The sequence below is a fragment of the Geobacillus sp. PK12 genome, assembly GCF_004123125.1.
In the GTDB taxonomy this organism is placed as follows: Bacteria; Bacillota; Bacilli; order Bacillales; family Anoxybacillaceae; genus Geobacillus; species Geobacillus zalihae.
In genome coordinates, this window is sequence record NZ_SDKL01000002.1 from 131,003 (window position 1) to 156,895 (window position 25,893).

Genomic DNA, 25,893 nt, shown 5'->3' on the forward strand with positions numbered 1-25,893 from the left:
ACATTGACGTTCTGTTTATGTTTGTATACAATTGTATACGAATAGGATCAGAAGGAGGGAAAGCATGGAACCGAAGCATCCGCACGATCGCCATGAAGGATGGGAGTTGTTTCGGCAATTAAACCGTTACATGAATGAACAGTTTGCTCCGCAAGATGAAGTGCTTGCCAGCATCCGACGCTCAATGGAGGAAAACGGCCTTCCGCCGATTTCTGTTTCGCCGGCGACAGGAAAGCTGTTGACGATGCTTGTCGCCATCTCCGGCACCAAAAACGTGTTGGAAATCGGAGCGCTTGGAGGCTACAGCGGTGTTTGTCTCGCGCGCGGGCTTGGGCGGGGCGGGTTGTTGACGTCGCTTGAGCTTGTGGAGGACTATGCCCGCTTGGCAAAACAGAACCTAGAAAAAGCCGGTTTCGGCAGCCAAGTCGTGTATATGGTTGGACCAGCCTTGGAAAGCCTTGAAGCGCTTGTTGCCCAAGGCTCGCGCTTCGACTTCTTCTTCATTGATGCGGACAAAGAAAACTATGTTCATTATCTCGATTATTGCCTCCGCCTCGCCAATCCGGGCGCGATCATCGCAGCGGACAACACCATGGCAGGAAGCGGCATTGGCACTCCGCGCGCCTTGGGACGGCGCGGGGAAATCATGAGGCAGTTCAATGAGACCGTTGCTCGGCATCCAGCGCTTGATGCCTTGTTTCTCCCCATTGGGGACGGTGTGACGGTGGCGAGAGTGAAAGCGGCGAAGGAGGAAAGATGACGGCATGCATGGACATTTTTTTCATGGACATGGACATCCATTCGAAGGCCATCCCGCATGGAAAGGCGCGCATATGCACAAAGGGCCGCATCGCGGCGCCAAAACGTTCCGTCGCGGGCGGGCGCTCGAATTTTTAGCACGGCTTTATGTCAAACGGGAGACATTGAAACAGCAACTGCAATCGCCGGAGCTTCAATCGATTCATCCCGTGCTGACAGGAGAGTTGAAAGCAATCGAGATGGTGATCAATGAATTCATCCAATCGTTTGATATTCATGACGAAGAGCTGAGCAGTATATGGGGAGTTCAAAACCGCGACGGAGATGCCCCTATCGATGAACAGCGCAACGATGAGGACAGCAGCGAACAATAATCGCATCATCATCAACAGAGAAAGGGAGAGGATTTATGTTCGTGCAAATGCGTAAAATCACAGTGGCTGAAGGATTCGCCGACCAAGTGGCTGAGCGGTTTCGAAAGCCTGGAATCATCGAACAGCAAGAGGGGTTTGTTGATTTGAAAATTTTGGTTAAGAAAGCGCGCCGCGGCGATGAGGAAGTCGTCATTTTGATTACATGGGAATCGGAGGAGCATTGGAAAAAATGGGAGAAAAGCGACGCTCATATCGCCGGACATAAACAGAGACGAAATGAAGCGAAGCCGGAGTACATCCTCAATGTCGAAGTCGGACATTATGAGGTGAAGGCGGTGAAACAGGCGGCACAGTCAGCGTCGGCTGAAGATTGAAAAAGGGAAATGAAAAAGAGCTCCTCTTTTCGCTCATGGCATTGGCGTTGAGAGGAGCTGAATGCGGTTATGGTTTTATGTTGCTTGGAATGCTGGGTGTTCCGTACGTATGGAATGTTTCCACTGTTTTGTTTCCCCAAGCCTGCCCTCGTTTCCTCTCTTCTTCGGTCCATGTAATTGGTTTCCAATCCGGAGCCAAGACAAGATAGCCTCCGGAACATACTTCAATTCGATTGCCGCCGGGCTCGTACACATATGTCGTATACGTTTGATTGATGGCATGCTTGCTTGGGGAAAGCTCGATGTAAACGCCGTGATCTACAAATACATTGGCCGCTCTCACGATATCGGCCATGCTTTCCACAGCAAAAGCGATATGATGAAGCCGTCCTCTTGATCCGGTCGCATCTTTTGTATAAACAATATCATACGACTTGTTCGTGGCTCGATACCAAATTCCTGTTTTTCGGCCGTCATTCATCACGATTTGTTCCGTCAGACGAAGACCAAGGATCGTTTCCGCAAACTCCCCGTCTTTTTCGGGATTGGAAGATAAAAAGTTAATATGGTCTAATGTCTTGACAGCGGCTCCATGTCCAGTGAATTTTTGCGGCTGATTTTTCCAATAAGGCTTGAGATGATCGGGCGCCTCATAAAAATTAGTCTCATAGTACAATTCCATCACATGGCCGTCCGGGCTGTAAAAACGGTATGCTTTCCCGTGTCCTTCATCGCCGTCAATCCATCCGATTCCTTGTCCTGTTTCTTCAATGGCGTACACTTTTCTTTCCAAGGCTTCAAGGCTTATCGTTCTCAATGCCGTATGGCCGATTCCAGCATGTTCAGCTTTTGTCAACTTTAAGGAATACTCTTCGTAATCCCCCCAACAACGCAAATATGCAGACTGGCTGTTTCGATACACTTCTTGCATTCCGAGAATATCAGTAAAAAAATGAACACTTTCTTCGAATTTTGGCGTCAACAGTTCTACATGACCAAGATGGGCGATATCGAAGTCGAGCTTTTTTGTTGTTGTCATGGTCTCCCCTCCGCACTAATTAAACATTATTGTTTAACAATTCAACTATACAAAATACAAAAAGTTATGTCAATAAGCGCTTTCATATTCAGTTGTCATCCGCTTCAAAATGGTGCGCAGAGAAAACGTTTTGCGAAACATTGACGAATTCAATTTCATCATTGAAAATAAATGTATAATCATATTGTTAAACAAAATGGAGATGGAGCGATGACAATGGCCAAAAGACCGATGGATGTAGCTTATGAATATATTAAAGAACGAATTATGAACGGCACGTTTTTGCCTTCGCAAAAGTTAAATGAAAGCGAGCTGTCTGCGCAAATCGGCGTCAGCCGAAATACGGTCAAAAAAGCGTTATTTAAATTGGAGCAGGAACATTTAGTAGATATGGAAGAAAACAAGGGGGCAACGGTGAAATCATTTACTGTCAAAGAAGTTTCCAACTATTTTGAGATCCGTGAAGCATTGGAAGGACTGATCATCCGCAGTGCGGTGGAACGGTTGACGGAAGAAGACCTTCGACAAATGGAAGATATTTGTAAGAAGATGGAGACATATTTAGATATGGGGGATTTTGAAGAATATTCACAGCTTAACAAACGGTTTCATGATATGATTTATCGAGCGAGCGACAATCAACAGGCGGTGGAAATGGTCAACTTGATCAAAGGCCAACTTCTTCGCTACCATTTGCGGACGATTTTGATTCCAGGACGAAAGGAAAATTCAGCGAAAGAACATCAGCAAATTTATCGCGCGTTAAAAGAGCGAAATGCTGAGGAAGCGGAAAATGCTGTTCGCCGTCATATTGCCAATATCCGAAAAACGATCGAAGAGCACTTTGCCTTTTTAGTTTAGCATCTTTCCGAAAGAAGTCTCCCACTTCGAAACGAAGGAAAAGAAGGAGAAATTCGATTGGCTTAGCCTAGAATATGGTTAGAACGGACAACTTCGGAACGAAGGGAAGCGTAAAGGGTTCTTGGGCGTGGCTTGCTGTTCGGTGAACACGCACAAGTCGCTTGAAGCCCCACTTCTCAGCGAAGTGTAAGTGGTAGGTAGTTTACCACGATGAAATGGTCTGGCCTCCAACGATATACATGCAACATGAAGAGTTAACCTCTCCGTTATCCTGCACACCCTGAGCGTTACAGCACTTCCTCCAAAGATCCTGTAGGCTCAATCTGCGAGCTGAGCCATGGGGGAAGGCAGTTCGTTGCAGGAGAAGGCAAATGTTAATTTTTTAATGAGCATGTATAGAGATTGTTAAAGAAGTCTGGTAAGAGTGGAGGAACATGCTGGTTTATTCAGCGACAAAGCTGAAACCAGCTTTTTTTACGAAATTTTTGAATGATTTTGTTGACATGATGAAGAATAGTATTTTATAATTCAATCATAAACAAAATTGTTTAACAATATTGTTTAAAGAAAGAGGGATGCTGTTTGTATGAAGAGTTGCTGAAGGATGCATATGATCTTCATGTTCATACCGGACCTGACGTGTTGCCGAGAAAACTGGATGATTTTGAGATGGCGGCACGGCTTCAACGGCTTGGCATGAAGGGATACGGCATTAAGTCCCATTATTTCTGCACCGCTGAACGAGCAGCTTTGGTCAATCGCCAGTTTCCCGGATTTCAAGCGGTTGGAGCAATCTGCCTAAACAATACAGTTGGAGGGTTAAACGCTGTTGCGGTGGAAATGGCGGCAAGAGACGGAGCGAAAATCGTGTGGATGCCGACGTTTGACGCTGCGAACGAACAAGAACATTTCATCAACAGCCCTCCTGTGAAATTGCCACATTGGGCGAAGTTGCGTCTAGAATTTGAGGCGCAAGGAAAGGCGTTGCCAACCATTCGAATTTTAGATGAAAACCATCGTTTGAAAAAAGAAGTGTACGACTGTTTGGAAGTGATGGCAAAATACGATTTGATTTTGGCGACGGGACATGTGGGCAAACAGGAAATTTATGAACTGGTGAAAGAGGCTCGTGCGGTCGGTGTGCGGAAAATCGTCATCACTCATCCAAACTTTCCATCGATCGCTTTGTCCAAAGAGGAACAAAAAGAGCTTGCTGAGATGGGAGCGATCATGGAACATTGTTTTACAACACCGGCATCAGGAAAGACGACGTGGGAGTCGGTATTTGCGGAAATTCGGTATGTTGGTTCCAAACATTGCATTTTATCCACCGACTTAGGCCAGCCGAGCAACGTCTACCCGGATGAAGGGCTGCTGGAGTTTGTTCGTCAACTCATTGAGCATGGCGGCTTTACACCGGACGAAGTCAAACGAATGACTGTCATCAATACAGCCATTCTCGTGGAAGAAGTCGCTTCGAAAGTGTAAGCGCAACCGGTTATAGAAAGAGAATAAGTGTTCGATAGGAGGAGAAGCCATGGATCAACACACAAACCTATTAGTCGTCAGCGCCCATGCTGCTGATTTTGTCTGGCGAGGCGGCGGGACGATTGCGAAATATGTAAAGGCTGGAGCCAATGTGTCGCTTGTGATTTTGAGCTATGGAGCGCGTGGTGAATCAAACGACTTATGGAAGGTGGAAGGACAGACTCTTGAAAACGTTAAAGCGGTGCGCCGAAGTGAAATCGAAGCCGCGGCAGAATGCTTGGGAGTGAAGGATTACGAGATTTGGGATTACGAAGATTATCATATGACCATCACGCCGGAGCGGACGTTGCAATTAGTAAGGAAAATTCGTGAGGTTCGCCCGAATGTGATTTTAACACATGGGCCGCGTGATGCGTTCAATCCCGACCATGAAACCGTTTCTCGTTTTGTGTTTGAAGCGTCCGTGTTGGCGACATCGGCTGGGGTGCGCGATGTCGATTTGCCGAAAATCAAGCAACCGAAACTGTTTGGCTTTGAACCGCACCAATCGGAGATTAGTGATTTCAAGCCGGAAGTGATCGTTGATATTACCGATACGTATGAACAAAAATATGCAGCGATGAATTGTTTCAAGGCGCAAAAACATTTAATTGACTATTATGCAGCTAAAGCAGCTTTACGCGGCAACCATGCACGCCGGTGCTCGGGCAATCAACAATATCAATACGCGGAAGCGTTTAGCCGTTTTTTCCCTCTTGTAGGGGGTGAGCTTATCTGATGGAAAAATACATCATTCGCAACATTCAACGTCCAGCTTTGTCAATCATCGAGGAACTGAAACATTACGATGTGTCAACCGTGTATGAAGCGCAAGGAAAGCAAGGGCTGCTTTCTCCTGAACTGAAGCCGATTCAACAGGGGATATCGATATGCGGGCCAGCAGTGACCGCCGTTTGCTACGCGGGAGATAATTTAATGATCCATGCCGCCATTGAAGTGTGTCAGCCTGGAGACGTACTTGTCGTCGCAACGATTGGCGAAGGAATTCATGGGATGATTGGTGAGCTTATTGTGCGTGCGTTAATGAAGAGGGGCGTACAAGGGCTTATTATCGATGCTGGCATTCGCGACGTAAAACAAATTCGTGAACTCGGCTTTCCAGTTTGGTCGAAAGCTGTTCATCCGGAAGGCACTACAAAAGCGAGGGGCGGTTGGGTGAACGCTCCCGCCGTATGCGCTGGCGTGCTCGTCCACCCAGGGGATCTCATCATGGCGGACGATGATGGAGTGGTAGTGATTCGCAAAGATGAGGCGGCTTCATCATTGGAGGCGGCAAAAAAACGCGTTGACAAAGAAGCGGAAACAAAGCAGAAAATTGAAAAAGGCGAGTTGAGCTTAGATTTTTACCATTTGCGAGCAACATTGCAAAGAGAAAATGTGGTGTACTACGAGAACGAGGAAGCGTTTCAAAAACGGCATTCTTTTGGAATCAAGGCGACATAAACGTTTTGAACGATGGGGAGATGGAAAATGATAGCACCATCGATTGGATTTATTGGATTTGGAGAAGCGGCTTTTGCCATGTCAAGCGGGCTGCTGGAAGAAAAGAAGATCACCTCTATTTTCGCCTATGACATAAACAGCGACCATCCTTTATATGGAGCTATGATCCGCGAGCGGGCAGCGGCGCTCGGCATCCCGCTCACGGCTTCCTTGAAGGAACTTTGCGAAAACACAACACATCTTTTTTGCACGGCCAGTGCGAAAGTCGCGGAAATGATCGCGGAAAACATTCAGCCCTTTTTGCATACTGATCATTGTTACATTGATATGAACGCGGCTTCTCCGATGACAATGGAGCGAGTGGCGGCACGCATTGCCGAAACAGGAACCTCATTTATCGATGCGGCAGTGATGGACGCTGTTCCTCTGAAAAAGCATAAAGTGCCAATCTATGTCAGCGGATCGAAGGCGCTCGGGTTTGCAGAAGAAGCCAATGGATGGGGGATGAATGTCACATTCATTGGCGAAACTCCTGGAAGTTCGTCAGCCATAAAAATGTTTCGCAGCATTTTTATGAAAGGGGTTTCGGCATTGTTGCTTGAGACGCTGCATGCAAGCCGAATATATGGGGTTGAGGAGACGGTGCTGGCTTCTCTAAATGAATCGATAACCGCACGGCCGCTGCAAGAAACAGCGGATTTGCTGCTGCCGCGCACCGCTATTCATGCGGAGCGACGGGTGGCAGAAATGAGCGAAGTGATGGCCACGCTCGGCATGCTGGGCATTGATGCGACGATGTCTGAGGCCGTGGCGGCAAAATTGCAATGGCTAGCCGACCACCGAATACGTGAGCTGTGGAATGGCCATCTTCCGCAACATTATGATGCATTGCTGGAGATGTTGGAAGGAAAAAATAGAAAAAAGACGGACGACTATCAAAATTGATTCTTCAATGGGGGAGAGGAAGACGATGAATCAAGGGGCTGTACAGGCGTTTCTCAATACGCGTCATTTTAACCGTTTTCATGCCGTTTTGTTGCTATGGGGGCTGTTTACGATTTCATTTGAGGGGTATGACTTAGTCGTCTATGGTTCTGTCGTTCCTGTTTTATCGAAAGAGTGGGGGCTCAGTCCTGTTCAGGCTGGGGTGATCGGCAGCTATGGATTGTTTGGCATGCTGTTTGGATCCATTTTGCTCAGTGCGCTTGCAGATCGCTTTGGACGAAAACCGCTGATCGTTGCATCGATCGTGCTTTTTAGTGTTGCTACAACTCTTTCCGGTTTTGCCCAAGAACCGACCTTGTTCTCATGGTGCCGCTTTTTGGCTGGAATCGGGTTTGGGGGAGCGTTGCCTGCCGTCATTTCCCTGTTAACGGAATATATGCCGCAAAAGAATAAAAATCGGTCGATTACGTTGGCGTTATGCGGGAATCAAATAGGCGGGATCCTGGCGCCACTTGTTGCAGTCGTATGTTTGCCCAACATTGGATGGCGTCCAGTCTTATGGTTCGCTTTCATTCCGTTAGTCATTGTTCCGTTTATGTTGAAAGCGCTACCGGAATCGCCTCAGTTTTTGCTTCGGAGTGGAAGAAGAGAGGAATTGGAGAAGGTGCTACGGAAAATCGATGAATCATACAGCCATGAATCGCTTCCGGATGTGGGCGAGCAAACATTTAAAGAGGAAAAGGTGCCGTTTATCGGTTTGTTTCAAAACGGTTTAGCGGTCACGACCATTTTGTTTTGCCTCATCTACTTTATGGGACTTCTCATGATTTATGGATTGAATACATGGTTGCCGAAATTGATGGAAGCGGCCGGTTACCCGCTTGTTTCTAGCTTGGTATTTGCCATTTTTCTAAACGGCGGCGCTTTGATCGGGACGTTGATCATTGGTGGAATGGCCGATCGCATGGCAAGCTCCAAACCGCTTATTGCGGCTTTGTATATCGTGGGCGCAATTTGCTTGTCGTTAATGGGAATGAAAGGGAGCACAGTTTGGCTCTATGTGCTTATTGCGGTAGCTGGTGTTTGTACAATGGGGACGCAAAGTTTGTTGAATGCATTTGTCTCGCAATATTATCCCGCCCATGTCCGCTCTACGGGCATTGGATTGGCCAATGGCGTCGGTCGCTTAGGAGGAATGGTTGGCCCGACGCTTGGCGGGGTGCTGCTAGGAATGAAAGCCCCCATTTTCATGTGCTTTGTTGCTTTTGCGCTGCCAGGCGTTATCGCTTCTTTGGCTGTTCTTTGCGTGCGCAAGAAAAAACGAGACATAGCGATTGCTGGGCAAGAGGTGGAAACGCTCTTCACATGAGATGGTGAATAGAAAACATGCAGTGGCATTCCCCGAACTATTGACTGCTTAAAACAGAGGGGGAGCCGCGGAGGCATTTTCAGGTTCTATCCATCGATTCTGGTGATGTTTCCCTTTTTCGCGATCAGTCTTATGAATTCATGATGTTCGTGTGCTGTTTCATCGTTTTACGACAAAACGGAATGAGGGGGACGCTGTCAAGGAAAAGCCGTCAACAACGTCCCCCATTCTGCTATCCTTCAAGCAGTTGAAGAAGATGGGACGCATTCTCTTGTTGACAAGGTGTGCTCCATACACTAAAGTCCAAGTGTCAATGTAAAAGCGGCATATTCATTTTCTACGCTTTCCGCTCGAATTTCTCCGCCCAGCCTCTCTATGATGGCTTTTGCAATGGACAGACCTAACCCATAGCCGTCTGTTTCTTGCGTTCTAGAAGGATCGGCGCGATAAAATCTGTCAAATATCCTTGGCAAGTCTTGTTTCCCGATCCCTTTCCCGGTGTTTTTTATGGAAAATACAATATGACGTTTTGATTTCATGAGAGATAGATCGATCTTCCCGTTTTCATTTGTATATTTGATGGCATTCTCAAATAAAATGGCGATCACCTGTTTGATTCTTTCTGGATCACTTTTTATCATGACGTCAGGTTCAATGGAACACGTGAGCTGAATATGTTTGTCAGTCACGGCAGCTTCCATGGACAATATCACATCATGAATCGCGTTGCTTATATTGAATGGAATTTTTTTTATTTCGAAACTTATATCTTCCATTTGTGCTAGAGACAATAGGTCATTCCGTTCCTTTTTATCAACAACTCCAGTAATTGAGCTTCCTTTAATGTCAAGAAAGTCTTCTGATTTCCGCATTTCAGCTGAAGGGTGTGTGGATTCAATTCAAGATCTCCATATTGGAATGCACCGTCATGCATCAACAATTCCGTTTTTCTTCGTGCCAATGCACGCAAGCGGGCCAGCAATTCATCCATATGAAAAGGTTTGGCCAAGTAGTCATCCGCACCGCTGTCAAGGCCGCGCACCTTGTCCTCGATGGCGCCTCTTGCAGTTAATAATATAACAGGCGTTTCAATTCCGTGTTTGCGCCACTCTTTAAGTACACGGATGCCATCCATTTTCGGAAGCATGATATCAAGAATCATAATGTCATAAATGCCTGAAAGCCCGCAATCCAGCCCGCTTTCGCCGTCATATGCCAAATCGACGCTGTAGTTGTTCTTTTTTAAGACTTGAGCGACAGCTTCTGCTATATATTTTTCATCTTCAACCAATAATATCCTCATGGGTGTGCCTCCTTGCCAGATGACCGATCCAACGAAGACACATAGGAGCGTTGATAAGCCCCTATGTGTCAAGGAATAACTGATTCCTCTGTATTTTCCATAATCGCATGATGGTTAATTTTTCTTCACTACAGAACCATCGTTGTTCACCGTCACCCCTTTAGGCGCATTTTGGCTCCAACTCTTGCCTCCATCCGTCGAATAGTACTTGATGCCTCCTTCCACTTTGATCAACATTTGATTTCCTTTTCCATCCTCCGGAGGGGCTCCGTTGGTAATGGTTATTTTGCCATCTTCGCCTTTGATTGTTGCCCCTTTAGGTGCTGTATGGGTCCAAGTTTTCCCGTCGTCTGTTGAATAGCTTCTCACTCCGTTTTCTTCTTTAATCTGTAAAGTGTTCATTGAATTTGCAGCAAAGCCTGTTACCGCTCCTAACGAGGTGACAAGTGCTGTGCCGAGCGTGATCGCGACGGCTTTCGTTTTGGCTGTCTTCATAGATAATACTTTGTTGAGCATGGTGATACCTCCTTGAGATTATGGTTGTAAGCGGCCGCCTTACAGTTATGATGATAAACGATCTACCTTTAGTGAACCTTTAACGTGAAAAAAAAATCCACCCCATTCCGGAGTGGACGGAGAGAAGAGGGGCACCTTGTAAAGAAGTAGAGGAACATCGTAGCTTTATCGTACTCGTTTTTTTACAATCACGCCATATTTTTGTGAGAAAAGGTAACGCGATTTTGTTAAAAATGATTGGCAACAGCGGTGGCTGCGGTCAATCGCTGATGAACTTGCCGCCATTTACATGAAGCATTTGCCCGGTCATATACGACGATTCGTCGCTCGCCAAAAAGACGTAGCACGGGGCGACTTCGCACGGTTGGCCGGGACGTTTCATCGGGGTGTTGGCGCCGAATGTGGCGACTTGCTCGCTTTTGAACGTCGACGGGATGAGCGGCGTCCAAATCGGGCCTGGGGCGACGCCATTGACGCGAATGCCTTGGCCGACGAGCGCTTTGGCGAGCGAGCGGGTGAAGGCGACGATCGCCCCTTTTGTCGCCGAGTAGTCGATGAGCTGTTCGTTTCCTTCGTAGGCGGTGACCGAAGCGGTGTTGATAATGGCGCTTCCGTTCTTTAAGTGCGGGAGCGCCGCTTTCGTTAGGAAAAAGCAGCCGAATACGTTCGTGCGAAACGTTTTTTCCAGCTGCGCGGCGGTGATGTTGAGAAAGTTCGGCTGCGGGTGCTGTTCAGCGGCGTTATTGACGACGATATCGAGCTTGCCGAACGCTTCGATCGTCTGTTTCACCGCTTCTTTGCAAAACGCTTCATCCCCGATGTCTCCCGCCATCGCCAGGCACCGTCTTCCTTCCTGTTCGACAAGCCGTTTCGTTTCTTTGGCGTCTTCATGTTCGTTGAGATAGATGATCGCCACATCGGCTCCTTCCTTGGCAAAATGGACCGCGACCGCCCGGCCGATGCCGCTGTCGCCGCCGCTGATGATGGCGACTCTGTTTTCGAGCTTGCCGCTTCCTTTATAGGTGTCTTTGATGGTGACCGGCTGCGGGTTCATCTCCGTTTGCAGGCCGGGCTGGCGCGTCTGGTGCTGCGGGGGCAGCGTCGTTTGTTGCTTTGTGACCATGTTTGTTCCTCCTTAGCATGTATTGTCATCGTTAGTATGGGACGGAGGAGGGGAATTATGTGTGAAGAGGGGATGGACCGTGCTGTTCAATAGATCTGGAAATTTGGGGAACATGTTTTTCTCTTCTGTTTTTTCGTTTCTTGCCATAGAAGTCTTGGGGGATTAGACAATCTTTACTTTTTGATTAAGCAAAGATAAAATGATTAGCAAAGAGGGAAGGAGGATTTGTGATGAAGCCATCCTCACATGAAACGTATACGTATTACTCCACACTTTCTTCGAAACATCAAGTGACGATTCCAATGAAGATCAGAGAAGTGCTTGGGGCAGAACCGGGAGACCAAGTCGCGTTTGTTTATGGGGAAAATCAAGAGGTGACGTTAAAGGTGAAAAAGAAAGATGCGTTGCTATCTTTGTTCGGCACCATGCCGCCTAGGGGGGACAGTCGTCCGATGACATGGGAGGATATTCGCAAACAGGCGAAAGAGGAACGGATGTCCAAGAGGGAAAAAGACGTGGAGTAGATGATAGGGAGAAGAGGATGAAAGGTGTATATTTTAGATACGAACATCATCATTCGTTTTTTAACCAATGACGATGAAGAACAATCTTTGGTTGCCTATCGGGTATTTGAAAAGGCGGTCAACGGTGAATTTGCGTTTCTATTGCATCCTCTTGTCGTGGCGGAATGCTGCTGGGTGCTCGAGTCGAAACGGTACGGGTATACGAAAGGAGAAATCGCAAGTAAGCTGAAGCAAATCATGGAGGCTTCTTGTATTAAGACGATAGACAAAGAAGTTGTTGGAAAGGCATTGGACGATTACGCCCGTTGCAGTGTCGATTTTGCTGACGCGTATCTTTCGGCGCTGGCGCAGCACACTGCATCCATCCAAGGGATCATCACCTGGAACGAAAAAGATTTTCGTCGGCTTGGCGTGGAATGCTATATGCCTGAATCCATCATTTGAATCAATGATGGTTGACACTTGAACAAACATCGCGATTTTCCCAGAGCGCCAATCCCCGTCTTTTTTTGCTGCAAAACGGGAAACGCCAAGGTGCGTAAAAAAAGCAAACGAGCTGGTTCACATAGCCCAGCTCGTTTCTCATTTTGCTTATAACACATTGAAATACCGTGCCTCTGGATGGGCGAAGACGATCGCCGAAACCGATGCTTCGGGTTCCATCATATAGCCGTCGGTGAGACGGATGCCGATGTCTTCTGGATGAAGCAGACGGAACAGTTTCTCTTGGTCTTCCAAGTTCGGACAGGCCGGGTAGCCGAACGAGTAGCGCTGGCCTTGGTATTTGGCGGCAAAGCGCTCTTCCATCGTGAAATCCGGGTCGTCCGGGAAGCCCCAGCGGTCGCGCATAATTTGATGGATTCGTTCAGCGAACCCTTCGGCAATCTCGAGCGCCAACGCTTGGATGGCATGGCTTTTCAAAAATTCGCCTTCTTCCTTCCAGCGCTGGGCGAGTTCGCGGACGCCATGCCCGGCGGTGACGGCGAACAAACCGACGTAATCCATTTCGCCGCTTTCTTTCGATTTCAAATAATCGGCGAGGCAAAGATGCGGCGCCCGCGGCTGGCGCGGAAAGTCGAACATCTCGAGCACTGTTTTGCCGTCAGTCGGATCGTAAATGTAAACCCGGTTGCCGTCGCTTTGCGCCGGGAAGAAGCGGTAGACGCCGGCAGGCTGAATCCAGCGGCGCTCTTTCGCTTCGTGGACGAGTTCGTCGATGACCGCTTTTAACGCCAACGCTTTTTCGTCTTTCTCTTCAAGCAACCGTTTCACTTTTCCTTTCAAGCCGAGGTGGTGGCCGAGCACCATTTGCCAGTTGACGTACGGCAAAATGTGGTCAAGCGGCACGTTTCGCAGCACGTGGCGCTCGAGATCGGCTGGGATGTAGACGGGAACGTCGGTCGAGACGTTCGATTTGACCGCTGTGACCACCGTCGTTTGCCGCGTTGGCTCGCTTTCGGCCGTTTCTTTTTTCTTGTAGTCAATCTCGCCCTGCTGGATTTGGTTGGCAAGGGCGAGCCCGTCCATGGCGTCTTTTGCGTACAAGACGATGCCGTCGTATTCGGGCGCGATTTTGTTTTCGGTAAATTTGCGCGTCAAGGCGGCGCCGCCGACTAAAATCGGGGTCGAGATGCCCGCTTGGCGCAAGTCTTGGGCGGTGACGACCATCTGTTGAGCCGATTTCACAAGCAAGCCCGACAACCCGATGATGTCCGGCTGATGTTCGCGCACCGCTTCAATGAGTTGCTGCGGAGCGACTTTAATGCCGAGGTCGATCACCTCGTAGCCGTTGTTGCTTAAAATGATGTCGACCAAGTTTTTGCCGATGTCATGCACATCGCCTTTGACGGTGGCGAGAATGACTTTTCCTTTTGTGCTTCCTTCTTTCTTTTCCATATACGGCTCTAAAAAGGCGACCGCTGCTTTCATCACTTCCGCGCTTTGCAATACTTCAGCGACGATAAGCTGGTTGTTGTTGAACAGCCGCCCGACTTCATCCATGCCGGCCATGAGCGGACCGTTGATGATGGACAGCGGATCGGAGTAGGTCTCAAGCGCCTTTTCCAAATCGGGAATGAGCCCGTCTTTCGACCCTTCAATAACGTAGCGGGCGAGCCGCTCTTCCAAGCTCAAGTTCGTCTGCGCCGGTTTGGCGGCGGTGATTTTGCTTCGGTAAAATTCGATAAAGGCGTTTAATGTTTCGTCGTTTGTGTCAAAAAGAAGCGCCTCAGCCATTCGCACTTCCTCTTCCGGAATCGAGGCGAACCGCTCCAATTTCTCGGTGTTGACGATGGCGTAATCGAGCCCGGCTTGCGTGCAATGGTACAAAAAGACGGAGTTGAGCACCTCGCGCCCGGCCGGCGGCAAGCCGAACGAGACGTTGCTGATGCCAAGCATCGTCAAGCAATGAGGCAGCCGCTCTTTAATGAGGCGGATGCCCTCAATGGTTTCTTTCGCCGCGCCGATGTATTGCTCATCGCCGGTGCCGACCGGGAAGACGAGCGGGTCGAAAATGATGTCGCGCTCGGGGACGCCGTAGCGGTTCACCAGCAAGTCATACGAACGCAAGGCGATTTCCAACTTCCGTTCGGCGGTGACCGCCATTCCCTGTTCATCGATCGTGCCGACGACGACGGCGGCGCCGTATTGATGAAGCAGCGGCACGACTTTTGCAAACCGCTCCTCGCCGTCTTCCAAGTTGATCGAGTTAATGATCGCTTTTCCTTGCGAATAGGTGAGGGCGCGTTCAATGACGCGCTCGTCGGTCGAATCGATGACAAGCGGCACTTTCACTTTTTTCACGACTTCGCGGACGAACTGCTCCATGTCATGGAGTTCGTCGCGGTCTGGGTCGGCGAGGCAAATGTCGATGACATGGGCGCCGTTTTTCACTTGGGCGCGGGCGATTTCCGCCGCTTCTTCGTATTTCCCTTCGGCGATGAGGCGCTTGAATTTGCGCGAGCCGATCACGTTTGTCCGCTCGCCGACAAAGAGCGGACGCATCGTTTCATCATAGATGAGCGCCTCGATGCCGGAAACGGCGTGGACATCAAACGAAGACGGAATCGCCCGCGGCGGGAGATCACGCACCGCTTCGGCAATGGCGCGGATATGATCCGGCGTCGTGCCGCAACACCCGCCGACGATGTTGATCCATCCCTTTTCGGCAAAGCGGCGGATTTTCTCTGCCAACATCTCCGGCGTTTCATGATAGCGGCCTTCCTCATCCGGCAGACCGGCGTTCGGGTAGCAGCTGACCGCCGTGTCAGCGAGCGAGGCGAGCGTGCGCAAATGGTCGGTCATAAACTCGGGGCCTGTCGCGCAGTTTAAGCCGACGGCGATCGGCTTCATATGGCGCACCGAGATGAAAAACGCATCGATCGCCTGCCCGGCGAGTGTCGTGCCCATCGGTTCGATCGTGCCGGAAATCATGAGCGGCACGCGGCGACCGACCGCTTCAAACGCCTTCGAAATGCCGAGAAAACCGGCTTTGACATTCAGCGTATCTTGGCACGTCTCCAGCAACAGAAGATCGACGCCGCCCAACAGCAGCCCGCGCGCTTGTTCTTCGTAGGCGGCGACGAGTTCCTCAAAGGTCGCGCCGCCTGTCACCGACAACGTTTTCGTCGTCGGCCCCATCGAACCAGCGACAAAGCGCGGCCAGTCCGGGGTGGAGAACGACTCAGCCGTTTGTTTGGCGAGTTTGGCCGCTTCGATGTTCAGCTCAAGCGCCAAATGACCGAGGCCATATTCGTCAAGCACGATGCGTGTCGCTCCGAACGTGTTCGTTTCAATGATATCAGCACCGGCTTCTAGGTACGCTTCATGAATGCGGCGGATGACATGCGGGGCGGTGAGGGTCAAATATTCGTTGCACCCTTCATACGCCTCGCCGCCAAAGTCGGCGGCCGATAGGTTGGCGCTTTGGATCATCGTGCCCATGGCGCCATCGATGACAAGAATTTTTCTTTGCAGTTGCTGTTCTAAGGTGACGTTAGCCATGAACAACCTTCCTTTCTTTGGCGGCCGCTTCTTTTTCGTGAATGTAGCGGACGAGCTCGACCGTCATGTCGTAGCGCAAGAACGGCGTGATCAAATAAATGCCGTTAAACAAATCAAACGCAGCGTCAATGAGCGATTTGGCGATAGCGATGCCTTCCTTGGCTGCTTGCACCGGGTCACCGCTGCAGGCGGCCATGCGGGCGCGAATCTCGTCAGAGAGCGTAATGCCCGGCACTTCATGATGCAAAAAGTCGGCGTTGCGCGCGCTCACAAGCGGCATAATGCCGATGTAAATCGGTGTGTCAAGATGCTTGGTCGCTTCGTGCACTTCAACGATTTTCTCTTCCGAGTAAATCGGCTGGGTCAAGAAATAGTGGGCGCCGCATTGAATTTTTTTCTCCATTCGCTCAACTGCTTTATCCAAATGGCGGACGTTCGGGTTGAACGCAGCGCCGATCGAGAAGTTCGTTTTTTGCCCAAGCGGTTTGCCCGAGTACGACAGCCCTTCGTTAAACTGGCGGATCAAGCGGATCAAATCGAACGATGATAAATCATACACCGACGTTGCTCCTGGGAAGTCGCCGATTTTCGACGGGTCGCCGGTAATGGCGAGCACATCGGTGATGCCGAGCGTATGCAAGCCCATCAAATGCGACTGCAAGCCGATCAAATTGCGATCGCGGCATGTAATATGCACAAGCGGGCGGACGCCGAGCCGCTCCTTGATGATCGTGGCGACAGCGGCGTTGCTGATGCGCGGCGTGGCAAGTGAGTTGTCAGCTAACGTCAGCGCGTCGATGCCAGCGTCATGGAGCGCTTTCGCCCCAGCGAGAAACTTGTCAATGCCGAGTTGCTTCGGCGGATCGAGTTCGACAATGACCGAGCGGCGCGTGCGGGCGAGCTCGGGAAGCGGAGTCGGCGCGGGCCGATCGGCTTGCACCGATACAGATGCCGTGCGCCGCTTCACCGTTTTTTCCGTCACCGGCGTCCGGTCGGCGAGCGCCTTTGCCATTGCCTCAATATGTTTCGGCGTCGTGCCGCAGCACCCGCCGATCAAGCGCACCCCTTGATCGCGGAACGCTTTGGCCGCCTCTTCAAAATATTCCGCGTTCGTCTCATAGACAAGCCGGCCATCGCGGTAATCCGGGAGGCTGGCGTTCGGATACGCCGACAAAAACGCCTGCTTCGGCAGCGGCACTTCCTCGAGCGACCGAAGCATATGATATGGACCGAGACGACAGTTCAGTCCGACGACATCGGCTCCGAGCGCCTCTAGGCGGGCAAGGGCGTCCGCGAGCGGCGTGCCGTCTTGCAAAACGCCGACTTCATGGAGCGACACATGGGCGATGATCGGCAAATCCGTTTCTTTGCGGGCGATGGCAAGCACCGTCTCCAACTCTTCCAAATCGTAATACGTCTCGAACAGCACGCCATCAACCCCTTCAGCCAGCAGCACAAACAGCTGCTCGCGAAACGTCCGTTTCACTTCTTCGAGCGTGACGACGCTTTTGTTTAACGTGCGTAGCCCCCCGATCGTCCCGAGCACGTACGCCCGCCCGTTCGCCGCTTGCCTGGCGAGCCGCACCGCCGCGCGGTTGATGGCCGGCACCTCATCTTCAAGGCCGTAGCGGGCGAGTTTCACATAGTTGGCGCCGTATGTATTCGTCTGAATGACGTCGGCGCCCGCGGCGATATACGCTTCATGAATATGGACGATTTCATCTGGATTGGATAGATTCAATTCTTCAAAACAACGGTCAATGCCGTGCGAATATAAAAGCGTTCCCATCGCCCCGTCGGCGATGAGAATGCGCTCTTTCAACTCATCCAGCAATCCCACGTTCGATTCCCCCGTTTCTCCGTAGTAAAAGAAAAAAGCCTTCTATAAGAAGAAGACTTTTCATTCGCTTCTTCTTATCTTCCAGGCTTCCGCCTGTCTGGATTTAGCACCTTGGCCGCGGGCCAGGTTGCTGAGGGTTCACCGGGCCAGTCCCTCCCCCTCTCTTGATAAGAATGTCGTATGCAATTGTTCGGCAGCGTTTTGATGATTACTATATAATTTAATGTATTTTTCGAAATTATTCAATACGGTGAAGCAAGGAAATTTCAAAAAAGAATTTCTCGGATCAACGCTTACCTTGTACCAAGCTCTTAAAAGCATCTCTGTTTCATTTCAATAGCATGAAATATGTCGAAATATGTAAAAAAGACAAAATTGTCGAACGATTTCTCTTTTTTTTTAGAGTCAAGGTGTATGATTAAAATGGATGATATTAACAAGGAATTTACTAGAAACCGCATCGCAGACAGGAGTGAAGTGGGTGAAACAATGGTCGTGGCCGTATTTTATTCTGATTAGCCTGCCGCTTGTTGTGTTGATTGGAGTTGCTTTTCGCCTAAAAGCGGCCAGCATGCCCATCAAAATAGGATTTATTGTATTGGTGCTGCTTTACGGCGGGGTTTATTCTCGTTTAGTGCGAAGGATGAGATAGACACAGAATGTTTTTGAAAAAAGTTTTGGCTCTTCACCACAACATGTACTTGACAAGCAATACAGCTTCCTGCACAAAGATTTGAAAAAATCACTGATTTGTTGATTTTCCCTTACAAGCGTAAATAGAGTTCAGAAAAAATCAAGTACAACTTTTGGTGAAGAGCCAAGCAGGAAAAGGGGAAGAAATAGATGGAACCGTTATTTTCATTGCAAAACTTGACGTATCGCTATGATGGGGGAGCCACGATTTTTCAGCAATTCTCATTTTCCATTTTTTCAGGGGAGACCGTGCTTCTCACCGGCCCCAATGGAGTGGGGAAAACGACTCTTTTGCATATTATTTCGGGATTGCTCGATAAAGGAGAGCTGCATTATCAAGCCTTTTATAAAGGCAATCCGATTCAGCTTCCCGACATGCGCGCTCATTTGTCTTATGTGACATCCGAGACTGTCATGTTTTCAAAATTGACGGGTTATGAAAATATCGAATGTTTCCGGCTTTTATGGAAGCTGGATCAACAGTACGTCCGCAAAGCGAACGAATTATGCAGTCTGCTTGGAATGGAGGAGATGCTCCCGCTCCCGGTGGATCAGTATTCATTAGGAACAAAACAAAAACTGCATATTGCGATTGCTTTAGCCCGCCCGGTCGAATTGTATTTGATGGATGAACCGTTCAATTCCCTTGATAGGCTAAGTCGCGATCGGTTGGCGGAGTGGATTCAAGGCGACCGTCAACATGCTTATCTCATTGCTTCTCACGTTCATCAAGAGCGCTTCCCTGGCTCCCGCATAATCTCGCTTACACGTCCAAACAATGAAGATAAAATAGAAAAATGACGGCGGGATCTTCAGGAAAAATTCAGTTTTCATACGTGTGATCAAGGATTTTTCCGTTGCACTTTCCACTCTCCTATGTTCTAATTAGGAATAGTGAACATCAAGAAGACGGGGGGCTGGAAGTGAACGGGGAAGAGATCATCCGCTTCGAGCGAGTGACGAAGGAATACGACGGAACGGTCGTATTGGATGACGTCAGTTTTGCGATGGAGCGCGGGAAGTTTTATACGCTGCTTGGCCCGTCAGGGTGCGGGAAGACGACGATTTTGCGGCTGATTGCCGGGTTTATCGAACCGACGGAAGGAACGATTTATTTCCACGGGAAGCCGATTCAAAACGTCCCGCCGAACAAACGGCAAGTCAACACTGTCTTTCAAGACTATGCGTTGTTTCCTCACCTCGATGTGTTTGAAAACGTGGCATTTGGCTTGCGCGTGAAAAAGATGAAAGAAGCGGACATCCGCCAAAAAGTGAGCGAAGCGCTCCGGTTTGTCAACTTGGAAGGCTATGAGCGCCGCCGCATTCAAGAGATGTCCGGCGGCCAGCGTCAGCGCGTCGCGATTGCGCGGGCGATTGTGAATGAGCCAGAAGTGTTGCTCTTGGATGAGCCGCTATCGGCCTTGGATTTGAAGCTGCGCACGGAAATGCAGTATGAACTTCGCGAACTGCAGCGCCGCTTAGGGATTACGTTCATTTTTGTCACGCATGATCAAGAAGAAGCGTTGGCGATGTCCGATTACATTTTTGTTCTGAATAAAGGGAAAATTCAGCAGTTCGGGACGCCGAAAGACATTTACGACGAGCCCATCAACCGATTCGTCGCCGATTTCATCGGGGAATCGAACATTTTGTCGGGGCGCATGATCGACGATTTCCTCGTCGAATTCGCGGGCAAGCGGTTTGTTTGCGTTGACCGCGGCTTTGCCCCGAACGAACCGGTTGATGTCGTCATCCGCCCGGAAGATTTGGAACTCGCAGCGCCGGAAGACGGGCAGATCGTCATCCGCGTCGATTCGCTCTTATTCCGCGGCGTCCATTACGAAATTTGCGGCTATGATGAAAACGGCAACGAATGGCTTGTCCATTCGACGAAAAAGGCGGAAGTCGGGGAAACGGTCGGCCTCCGTTTTGAACCGGAAGCGATTCACGTCATGCGAGTCGAAAGGGAGGATGAGGGCGCATGACGGAACGGGCGTGGCGAAACTGGTATTTAATCCCTTATGGCATTTGGTTGGTGTTGTTTGTCATCGCTCCGATCGTCTTTTTATTATATGAATCGTTTTTGGATATAGACGGACATTGGACGGTGGCGAATTATGAAAACGTGTTGACGCCCATTTATTTAAAAATGATGGCGTATTCGTTTTGGTACGCGTTTTTGATTACTCTTGTGTCGCTGTTGATTGGCTATCCGACCGCCTATTGGCTGACAAAGACGAGGCACAAGCAGTTATGGCTGTTGTTGCTCATCTTGCCGATGTGGGTGAATTTGCTGCTGAAGGTGTATGCGTTTTTAGGGCTGCTCGGCACGTACGGGCTGGCCAACGCCCTGTTGCAGACGCTTGGCATTGGAGCGCGGCAGCTGTTGTTTACCGATTTCAGTTTTGTGTTTGTGTCGGTGTACATTTTTATTCCGTTTATGGTGCTGCCGATTTTCAACGCGCTGGAGGAGCTGCCGCCATCGCTTGTCGATGCCGCCCGCGATTTAGGCGCTTCAGCGTGGACGACGTTCCGCCGCGTCGTTTTCCCGCTCACGCTTAGTGGGGTGAAGGCCGGCTGCCAAGCGGTGTTCATCCCGTCGTTGTCGTTGTTTATGATTACGCGCCTTGTCGCTGGCAACCGCGTCATTACGCTCGGCACCGCCATTGAACAGCATTTTCTTGTCACCCAAAACTGGGGAATGGGGGCGACGATCGCTGTTGTGTTAATGATCGCGATGGCGGTCATCGTCGGCCTGACAGGAAGTGGAAGAAAAGAGGGAAGCCGATGAAACGGACGCATTGGTGGGGACGTGTGTACCTGTTAGCCGTGTTTGCCGTGATGTATACGCCGATTGTGTATTTGATGTATTATTCGTTCAACAGCGGCGGGACGATGCACGATTTTCAATCGTTCACGTTGAAGTGGTACCGCGACGTGCTGTCCGACGACCGCTTGCTCATCATCGTTTTGAATACAATCGTCATCGCGCTGCTGTCGGCGGCGGTCGCGACCATACTTGGGGTCATCGGGGCGCTCGCCATTTACTATGTCAAGCGGCAGCGAACGAAAAACGCTCTTCTCGCTCTCAACAACGTGCTGATCGTCAGCCCAGACGTCATCATCGGCGCTTCGTTTTTGCTGTTGTTTACGATCGCTGGCATTCAACTAGGGTTTACATCTGTGCTGTTGTCCCATATCGCTTTTAGCGTGCCGATTGTCGTGTTGATGGTGCTGCCGAAACTCGAGGAAATGAGCCCGACGCTGATTGATGCGGCTAGAGATTTAGGAGCAGGGCCTTGGCAAGTGCTGTCAAGCGTCGTGCTGCCGTTTTTGGCGCCAAGCATATGGGCGGGCTTTTTCATGGCGCTTACGTATTCGCTCGATGACTTCGCCGTGACGTTTTTTGTCACGGGAAATGGATTCTCGACGCTGTCGGTGGAAATTTATTCGCGGGCGCGCCAAGGCATTTCGCTGTCCATTAACGCCCTGTCGACGCTGTTATTTTTATTTACGATGCTGCTTGTCATCGGTTATTATGTGCTCAGCCAAAAAGGCGGCCGAATGTACGGGATAGGGGGGCGAAAGTAGGTGAAACGGCTTGTCCAAGGGTTTGCGGCCGTGTTTATCGCGGCGTTCGTCCTCATGTTCATCACCCACCGGTTGAACGAAGCGGAAGGGTACGGCGGAGGCAAAACGGTGACCGTTTACAACTGGGGCGATTACATCGACCCTGCGCTCATTCGAGAGTTTGAAAAAGAGACAGGGTGGAAAGTGATTTACCAAACGTTCGATTCCAACGAGGCGATGATGGCGAAAATCGCCCAAGGCGGGGCGACGTTTGATGTCGCCGTTCCGTCCGATTACGCCATCAGCAAAATGATCGAGGAAAAGCTGCTTCTGCCGCTTGATCACCGAAAGCTTCCCAATTTGCAATATATCGAACCGCGGTTTCTCAACTTGCCGTTTGACCCGCACAACCGGTATTCAGTGCCGTATTTTTGGGGAACGGTCGGCATCGTCTACAACCGCGAGATGCTTGGCGGCAAAAGAATGACGAGCTGGAACGACTTATGGGATCCAAGCTTGCGCAATCAAATTTTGCTTGTCGACGGGGCGCGGGAAGTGATGGGGATGGCGTTGAACAGCCTCGGCTATTCGCTGAATGACACGAACAAAGCCCATTTGCAAGAAGCGAAGCGGAAGCTCGACCGGCTTATGCCGAACGTGAAGGCGATTGTCGGCGATGAAATCAAGCTGCTTCTCGCCGACGAGGAAGCGGCCATCGGCGTCGTCTGGTCAGGCGACGCGGCCGAAATCATTGCCGAAAACGATAAGCTCGACTATGTCGTGCCGAAAGAAGGCTCCAACTTATGGTTTGACAACATGGTCATTCCGAAAACAGCGAAAAACATCGAAGGAGCGCACGCGTTCATCAACTTTATGCTCGACCCGAAACACGCGGCGCAAAACGCCGAGTATGTCGGCTATTCGACGCCGAATAAAAAGGCGCTTCGCTATTTGCCAAAAGACATCGCGGGCGATCGGCGCTTTTACCCCGATTTGGATTCAGCAGGGCATCTCGAAGTGTACGAAAACTTAGGAAAACACATGCTCGCCTACTACAACGAGCTGTTTTTGGAGTTTAAGATGCAGCAAAAGTAACCATATAGATGCAACGAAATCGTTTCACATATCCTTGACGAAAAAGTGGCTTATCCATTTTTGACTGTCGAAGGCACAAGCCACAGGCTTGCCTCCGTCACGCTTTAGCGTGACGGAAGACCGAACAACGACTCGCTTCACAGACCCATTCCTGGGTCTTTAAGCGGCGTTGTTCGGTCACTCGACAATCGGATGCAATGACCGGTAAAGTTAAAGCTTTACATTGCATCTATACAATCAGAGCAGGCGCCGCCCTCTGTAATAGGGAGATGGGCGCCTGCTTGTCGTTTGCGTAAAGGGTTGCGCCGCTTCCCTAGCACGCGGGAACGAAGAAGCCCATGGGCGGCTTCACATACAAGAAGGGATCGGACGCAGGGAAGAAGAATAGAAAGACATGATATGATGAAAAAGAGGAGGTGGGAACGTTGCCCAATCATTTGCCTATGGAAGAAAATGTGATGGATATGCTCATCGGCGGCTTTTCGGTTGTGATGTTGATCGCGGTTGTGACAATCGTTTTTCTTTGGCGAAGGAATCGAGAAGGGCGAGTGTTTCTGTGGATATTGGCCCATTTCTTGTTGCTGTCTCTGGCTGTTTCATTTGCGCTGAAGGCGATTTCCTTTGATCTTACCCATGCGCAGGCATCCGAAGAAATCTCCCTCCTTCTTGGCAAGGCGGGGATGGCGTGGGGAGCGGGGATGGTTTGTTTGTTGGTCGGTATTGTGAAACTTTCAAGGCGCTGACCGTGATCCCGATAAGCGATAGGATTGGGAAGGAACAACAAGCAACAAAAAGAAGCCATCCACCTTTATCGGCTGACGGTTCCGAGGGGTGGATGGCGTTTGCAAGATGATTCGAGTAAGGAGTTGCCTATGTTGTTTTTCGATTTCTTGGTATGGTCAGTGTTTTCCAGTTGTTTGTGTTCAGCTGTTTCGCGATATAGACGATTTGCCCGATATGATACGAATAATGGTACATTTGCCGCTCAATGGCTTCGATGACGGAATGGGGTTCGCCGCGGATCGTGACCGTCCGCAACAAATCCGTTTCTTGCAGTTCGTTCAGCGTCTGAAAGAAAGCAGACCACCCCTTTTCCCAGCAATCCATGACTTCTTTGCGCGTATGGAAGTCGTTAATAAACTCATCATCGCGGTTTCGGTCCGGTTTTTCCCCATCCGATGACAAAAAGTCTGTCCAGCGCGACACCATATTTCCGCTCATATGTTTGACAATGATGGCGATGCTGTTTGTCTCCTCATGAAAGCAATGGAACAGCTGTTCCTCCGAACATTGGTCCATAGCCCGTTCGGCGGTCTTTTTCATGTCGAGAAAGCGCGCGCGCACCACTCGCAAATATTCTTGGCCGATGTTCATTCACACACCTCCGTCAAAGAAATGCCATCTCTTTTATTCGCCGTCGATGCGGTGATTTCTTTCTATGTGACGGCAAAAAAAAAAAAAGCAACGCCTTGGGCGGACATGACTATGGGTCATGTTTTCGAAGCAGGCGAGTGAATAATCTGATCATAGCGGCACGCTTCTTTGCCCGTGTTGATCAACTGATGTTCGCAGCCGGCGTCGGAATAAAGAGAGCTCTCTTCGCGCAAGATGTCCGTGTTATGAAAACTCCTTTGCTTTCCCTGAGTGCCGAGGATTCATTCGGCATGGTCGCGAAAACATCCTCTCGATTTTCGCCGAAAGGGTGCAAAAGGTGAGGGATAACGTCCACTCTTTTAGACGTAGCTTCCGATTTTTCCATTTTTTCTCGCCCAATGCCATTGTTGCTTCAAGACCAATGAGCCCATGGCCAGCCAGAATAGCGAGATACCGAGAGCAGGAAAGAATACGGGCCATCCTTCATTCACTCCTTGCACGGCCCAAGAAAGAGGAGAAAAGCAGTTGAGAATATGAAACGCTGTCGGCAATACATTCGAAGATAGAAAAAATCCTGAGAAGATCAATAAATAATAAAGCAGCACCTCGGTAACGGCTCCCACTTGCTTTAAGCGAAGGGACAGCCCTAAAATGAACACGCCGATTCCCGTCATCCCGATGAGGCTGACGCCGCCAAAGATGACGATCTCCGTTATCATGGATGCGATTCCCGAGAGAATTTCGGAAAATCCGATCATCAAAGCCGCACAAATGAAAAAGAGCGTCACCCACATGGACGATAACGCGATTTCAGCGATCACTACGCCGATCAAAATTTTCCATGGAGCAGTCTTGGTGGAAAGCACTTGCTCGGCGGTGCCGAGATACGCTTCTTCGATCACCGTGTTGCCGAGCTTCGAGATCAAATGAGCGCTTAAGTACCAAAGGCTGAAACCGAACAGTTTGACCGTCGCTTCTTTTCCGGTCTGTATCGGGCTTGCGTACAGCGTGCCGAGAAAAAAGACAAATTTAATGATAAGTCCAACGGTAAAATCGAACCAATACCGGCGATACTCTGCCCTTTTTTTCAAAAAGGACGCCCATACGACATTCAAAATTTGCGGGGACAACCGACTCACCT

27 protein-coding genes and 1 riboswitch are annotated in these 25,893 nt (G+C 49.8%); of the genes, 18 read left to right on the top strand and 9 right to left on the bottom strand.

Features of this window, described 5'->3' with window-relative positions; translation table 11 throughout:
• Positions 1–64: 64 nt before the first annotated feature.
• The 3 genes from ETR37_RS01060 to ETR37_RS01070 are packed head-to-tail and all read left to right on the top strand — an operon-like array spanning position 65 to position 1,507.
• A complete protein-coding gene (locus tag ETR37_RS01060; RefSeq protein WP_050572307.1) occupies positions 65–760 on the top strand; it encodes an O-methyltransferase in 696 nt (231 codons plus the stop codon).
• Positions 761–764: 4 nt separating this feature from the next.
• Entirely contained in the window at positions 765–1,133 is a 369-nt protein-coding gene (locus ETR37_RS01065) for a hypothetical protein (RefSeq protein ID WP_013146176.1), read from the top strand.
• A 35-nt stretch (positions 1,134–1,168) separates the two neighbouring features.
• Positions 1,169–1,507 (top strand): antibiotic biosynthesis monooxygenase, encoded by a 339-nt coding sequence (locus ETR37_RS01070; RefSeq protein WP_013146175.1) that lies wholly within the window; start codon positions 1,169–1,171, stop codon positions 1,505–1,507.
• 67 nt (positions 1,508–1,574) lie between these two features.
• Here ETR37_RS01070 and ETR37_RS01075 read toward each other — a convergent pair whose 3' ends face one another.
• Entirely contained in the window at positions 1,575–2,546 is a 972-nt protein-coding gene (locus ETR37_RS01075) for a catechol 2,3-dioxygenase (protein ID WP_013146174.1), read from the bottom strand.
• Between the two features lie 210 nt (positions 2,547–2,756).
• Here ETR37_RS01075 and ETR37_RS01080 point away from each other — a divergent pair, with 210 nt between their 5' ends.
• The 6 genes from ETR37_RS01080 (at position 2,757) to ETR37_RS01105 (ending at position 8,712) form a co-directional block, all read left to right on the top strand.
• A complete protein-coding gene (locus tag ETR37_RS01080; RefSeq protein ID WP_013146173.1) occupies positions 2,757–3,407 on the top strand; it encodes a GntR family transcriptional regulator in 651 nt (216 codons plus the stop codon).
• A gap of 582 nt (positions 3,408–3,989) precedes the next feature.
• A complete protein-coding gene (locus ETR37_RS01085; protein WP_020754598.1) occupies positions 3,990–4,895 on the top strand; it encodes a DUF6282 family protein in 906 nt (301 codons plus the stop codon).
• A gap of 49 nt (positions 4,896–4,944) precedes the next feature.
• The gene (locus ETR37_RS01090) at positions 4,945–5,673 is read left to right on the top strand and encodes a PIG-L deacetylase family protein (protein WP_025950997.1); all 729 of its coding nucleotides are present in this window, start codon (positions 4,945–4,947) and stop codon (positions 5,671–5,673) included.
• Entirely contained in the window at positions 5,673–6,398 is a 726-nt protein-coding gene (locus ETR37_RS01095; protein WP_013146170.1) for a 4-carboxy-4-hydroxy-2-oxoadipate aldolase/oxaloacetate decarboxylase, read from the top strand. The genes ETR37_RS01090 and ETR37_RS01095 overlap by 1 nt, the downstream gene beginning before the upstream one ends.
• Positions 6,399–6,425: 27 nt before the next feature.
• The gene (locus tag ETR37_RS01100) at positions 6,426–7,343 is read left to right on the top strand and encodes an NAD(P)-dependent oxidoreductase (protein WP_129446789.1); all 918 of its coding nucleotides are present in this window, start codon (positions 6,426–6,428) and stop codon (positions 7,341–7,343) included.
• Between the two features lie 25 nt (positions 7,344–7,368).
• Positions 7,369–8,712 carry an MFS transporter gene (locus ETR37_RS01105; protein WP_129446790.1) on the top strand — a complete coding sequence of 448 codons (1,344 nt, stop codon included), beginning with the start codon at positions 7,369–7,371 and terminating at the stop codon, positions 8,710–8,712.
• Positions 8,713–9,008: 296 nt separating this feature from the next.
• Here the strand turns inward: ETR37_RS01105 and ETR37_RS01110 are convergent, their stop codons facing one another.
• The 4 genes from ETR37_RS01110 to ETR37_RS01125 all read right to left on the bottom strand — a co-directional run bounded on the left by ETR37_RS01110 (position 9,009) and on the right by ETR37_RS01125 (position 11,654).
• Positions 9,009–9,413: a sensor histidine kinase gene (locus tag ETR37_RS01110; RefSeq protein ID WP_240673861.1), complete on the bottom strand. Its 405-nt coding sequence runs from the start codon at positions 9,411–9,413 to the stop codon at positions 9,009–9,011.
• An 80-nt stretch (positions 9,414–9,493) separates the two neighbouring features.
• Positions 9,494–10,015 carry a response regulator gene (locus ETR37_RS01115; protein ID WP_129446792.1) on the bottom strand — a complete coding sequence of 174 codons (522 nt, stop codon included), beginning with the start codon at positions 10,013–10,015 and terminating at the stop codon, positions 9,494–9,496.
• 114 nt (positions 10,016–10,129) lie between these two features.
• Complete coding sequence (locus tag ETR37_RS01120; protein WP_129446793.1) at positions 10,130–10,531, bottom strand: sialidase family protein; 402 nt, start codon at positions 10,529–10,531, stop codon at positions 10,130–10,132.
• A gap of 259 nt (positions 10,532–10,790) precedes the next feature.
• Complete coding sequence (locus ETR37_RS01125; RefSeq protein ID WP_129446794.1) at positions 10,791–11,654, bottom strand: SDR family oxidoreductase; 864 nt, start codon at positions 11,652–11,654, stop codon at positions 10,791–10,793.
• A gap of 230 nt (positions 11,655–11,884) precedes the next feature.
• On the opposite strand from ETR37_RS01125, the gene ETR37_RS01130 reads away from it, so the two are divergent.
• Together ETR37_RS01130 and ETR37_RS01135 are read left to right on the top strand one after the other, a co-directional pair.
• A complete protein-coding gene (locus tag ETR37_RS01130; RefSeq protein WP_033005228.1) occupies positions 11,885–12,178 on the top strand; it encodes an AbrB/MazE/SpoVT family DNA-binding domain-containing protein in 294 nt (97 codons plus the stop codon).
• Positions 12,179–12,202: 24 nt separating this feature from the next.
• Positions 12,203–12,622 carry a type II toxin-antitoxin system VapC family toxin gene (locus tag ETR37_RS01135; RefSeq protein WP_020754586.1) on the top strand — a complete coding sequence of 140 codons (420 nt, stop codon included), beginning with the start codon at positions 12,203–12,205 and terminating at the stop codon, positions 12,620–12,622.
• A gap of 147 nt (positions 12,623–12,769) precedes the next feature.
• Here the strand turns inward: ETR37_RS01135 and metH are convergent, their stop codons facing one another.
• Both metH and ETR37_RS01145 read right to left on the bottom strand, forming a co-directional pair.
• Positions 12,770–16,180, bottom strand: coding sequence for a methionine synthase (gene metH, locus ETR37_RS01140; protein ID WP_129446795.1), 3,411 nt, complete (start codon positions 16,178–16,180; stop codon positions 12,770–12,772).
• Entirely contained in the window at positions 16,173–18,020 is a 1,848-nt protein-coding gene (locus tag ETR37_RS01145) for a bifunctional homocysteine S-methyltransferase/methylenetetrahydrofolate reductase (protein WP_129446796.1), read from the bottom strand. Before ETR37_RS01145 ends, metH begins: the two co-directional genes overlap by 8 nt.
• Before the next feature lie 71 nt (positions 18,021–18,091).
• Positions 18,092–18,194, bottom strand: a riboswitch (SAM riboswitch).
• Positions 18,195–18,501: 307 nt separating this feature from the next.
• On the opposite strand from ETR37_RS01145, the gene ETR37_RS19010 reads away from it, so the two are divergent.
• From ETR37_RS19010 to ETR37_RS01175, 7 genes are all read left to right on the top strand, one after another.
• The gene (locus tag ETR37_RS19010; protein ID WP_015374078.1) at positions 18,502–18,672 is read left to right on the top strand and encodes a hypothetical protein; all 171 of its coding nucleotides are present in this window, start codon (positions 18,502–18,504) and stop codon (positions 18,670–18,672) included.
• Positions 18,673–18,863: 191 nt separating this feature from the next.
• Entirely contained in the window at positions 18,864–19,514 is a 651-nt protein-coding gene (locus ETR37_RS01150) for an ABC transporter ATP-binding protein (protein ID WP_011230225.1), read from the top strand.
• 122 nt (positions 19,515–19,636) lie between these two features.
• A complete protein-coding gene (locus ETR37_RS01155; RefSeq protein WP_041470407.1) occupies positions 19,637–20,698 on the top strand; it encodes an ABC transporter ATP-binding protein in 1,062 nt (353 codons plus the stop codon).
• Positions 20,695–21,504 (top strand): ABC transporter permease, encoded by an 810-nt coding sequence (locus ETR37_RS01160; RefSeq protein WP_011230227.1) that lies wholly within the window; start codon positions 20,695–20,697, stop codon positions 21,502–21,504. The genes ETR37_RS01155 and ETR37_RS01160 overlap by 4 nt, the downstream gene beginning before the upstream one ends.
• Positions 21,501–22,304 carry an ABC transporter permease gene (locus ETR37_RS01165; RefSeq protein WP_015374080.1) on the top strand — a complete coding sequence of 268 codons (804 nt, stop codon included), beginning with the start codon at positions 21,501–21,503 and terminating at the stop codon, positions 22,302–22,304. The genes ETR37_RS01160 and ETR37_RS01165 overlap by 4 nt, the downstream gene beginning before the upstream one ends.
• Positions 22,305–23,378 (top strand): ABC transporter substrate-binding protein, encoded by a 1,074-nt coding sequence (locus ETR37_RS01170; protein ID WP_015374081.1) that lies wholly within the window; start codon positions 22,305–22,307, stop codon positions 23,376–23,378. It begins immediately after the preceding gene.
• Between the two features lie 425 nt (positions 23,379–23,803).
• The gene (locus ETR37_RS01175) at positions 23,804–24,121 is read left to right on the top strand and encodes a hypothetical protein (RefSeq protein WP_015374082.1); all 318 of its coding nucleotides are present in this window, start codon (positions 23,804–23,806) and stop codon (positions 24,119–24,121) included.
• A gap of 127 nt (positions 24,122–24,248) precedes the next feature.
• Here the strand turns inward: ETR37_RS01175 and ETR37_RS01180 are convergent, their stop codons facing one another.
• Positions 24,249–24,752 carry a DUF1572 domain-containing protein gene (locus ETR37_RS01180; protein WP_060787859.1) on the bottom strand — a complete coding sequence of 168 codons (504 nt, stop codon included), beginning with the start codon at positions 24,750–24,752 and terminating at the stop codon, positions 24,249–24,251.
• A 359-nt stretch (positions 24,753–25,111) separates the two neighbouring features.
• Positions 25,112–25,891, bottom strand: coding sequence for an ABC transporter permease (locus ETR37_RS01185; protein WP_240673862.1), 780 nt, complete (start codon positions 25,889–25,891; stop codon positions 25,112–25,114).
• Between the last annotated feature and the right edge of the window lie 2 nt (positions 25,892–25,893).

Coding starts and splice junctions, on each gene's coding strand:
- metH (WP_129446795.1), bottom strand. CDS start 16,180: ATGGCTAACGTCACCTTAGAACAGCAACTGCAAAGAAAAATTCTTGTC.
- ETR37_RS01180 (WP_060787859.1), bottom strand. CDS start 24,752: ATGAACATCGGCCAAGAATATTTGCGAGTGGTGCGCGCGCGCTTTCTC.
- ETR37_RS01100 (WP_129446789.1), top strand. CDS start 6,426: ATGATAGCACCATCGATTGGATTTATTGGATTTGGAGAAGCGGCTTTT.
- ETR37_RS01110 (WP_240673861.1), bottom strand. CDS start 9,413: ATGGAAGCTGCCGTGACTGACAAACATATTCAGCTCACGTGTTCCATT.
- ETR37_RS01090 (WP_025950997.1), top strand. CDS start 4,945: ATGGATCAACACACAAACCTATTAGTCGTCAGCGCCCATGCTGCTGAT.
- ETR37_RS01130 (WP_033005228.1), top strand. CDS start 11,885: ATGAAGCCATCCTCACATGAAACGTATACGTATTACTCCACACTTTCT.
- ETR37_RS01120 (WP_129446793.1), bottom strand. CDS start 10,531: ATGCTCAACAAAGTATTATCTATGAAGACAGCCAAAACGAAAGCCGTC.
- ETR37_RS01150 (WP_011230225.1), top strand. CDS start 18,864: ATGGAACCGTTATTTTCATTGCAAAACTTGACGTATCGCTATGATGGG.
- ETR37_RS01105 (WP_129446790.1), top strand. CDS start 7,369: ATGAATCAAGGGGCTGTACAGGCGTTTCTCAATACGCGTCATTTTAAC.
- ETR37_RS01060 (WP_050572307.1), top strand. CDS start 65: ATGGAACCGAAGCATCCGCACGATCGCCATGAAGGATGGGAGTTGTTT.
- ETR37_RS01125 (WP_129446794.1), bottom strand. CDS start 11,654: ATGGTCACAAAGCAACAAACGACGCTGCCCCCGCAGCACCAGACGCGC.
- ETR37_RS01095 (WP_013146170.1), top strand. CDS start 5,673: ATGGAAAAATACATCATTCGCAACATTCAACGTCCAGCTTTGTCAATC.
- ETR37_RS01115 (WP_129446792.1), bottom strand. CDS start 10,015: ATGAGGATATTATTGGTTGAAGATGAAAAATATATAGCAGAAGCTGTC.
- ETR37_RS01070 (WP_013146175.1), top strand. CDS start 1,169: ATGTTCGTGCAAATGCGTAAAATCACAGTGGCTGAAGGATTCGCCGAC.
- ETR37_RS01080 (WP_013146173.1), top strand. CDS start 2,757: ATGACAATGGCCAAAAGACCGATGGATGTAGCTTATGAATATATTAAA.
- ETR37_RS01160 (WP_011230227.1), top strand. CDS start 20,695: ATGACGGAACGGGCGTGGCGAAACTGGTATTTAATCCCTTATGGCATT.
- ETR37_RS01075 (WP_013146174.1), bottom strand. CDS start 2,546: ATGACAACAACAAAAAAGCTCGACTTCGATATCGCCCATCTTGGTCAT.
- ETR37_RS01165 (WP_015374080.1), top strand. CDS start 21,501: ATGAAACGGACGCATTGGTGGGGACGTGTGTACCTGTTAGCCGTGTTT.
- ETR37_RS01065 (WP_013146176.1), top strand. CDS start 765: ATGCATGGACATTTTTTTCATGGACATGGACATCCATTCGAAGGCCAT.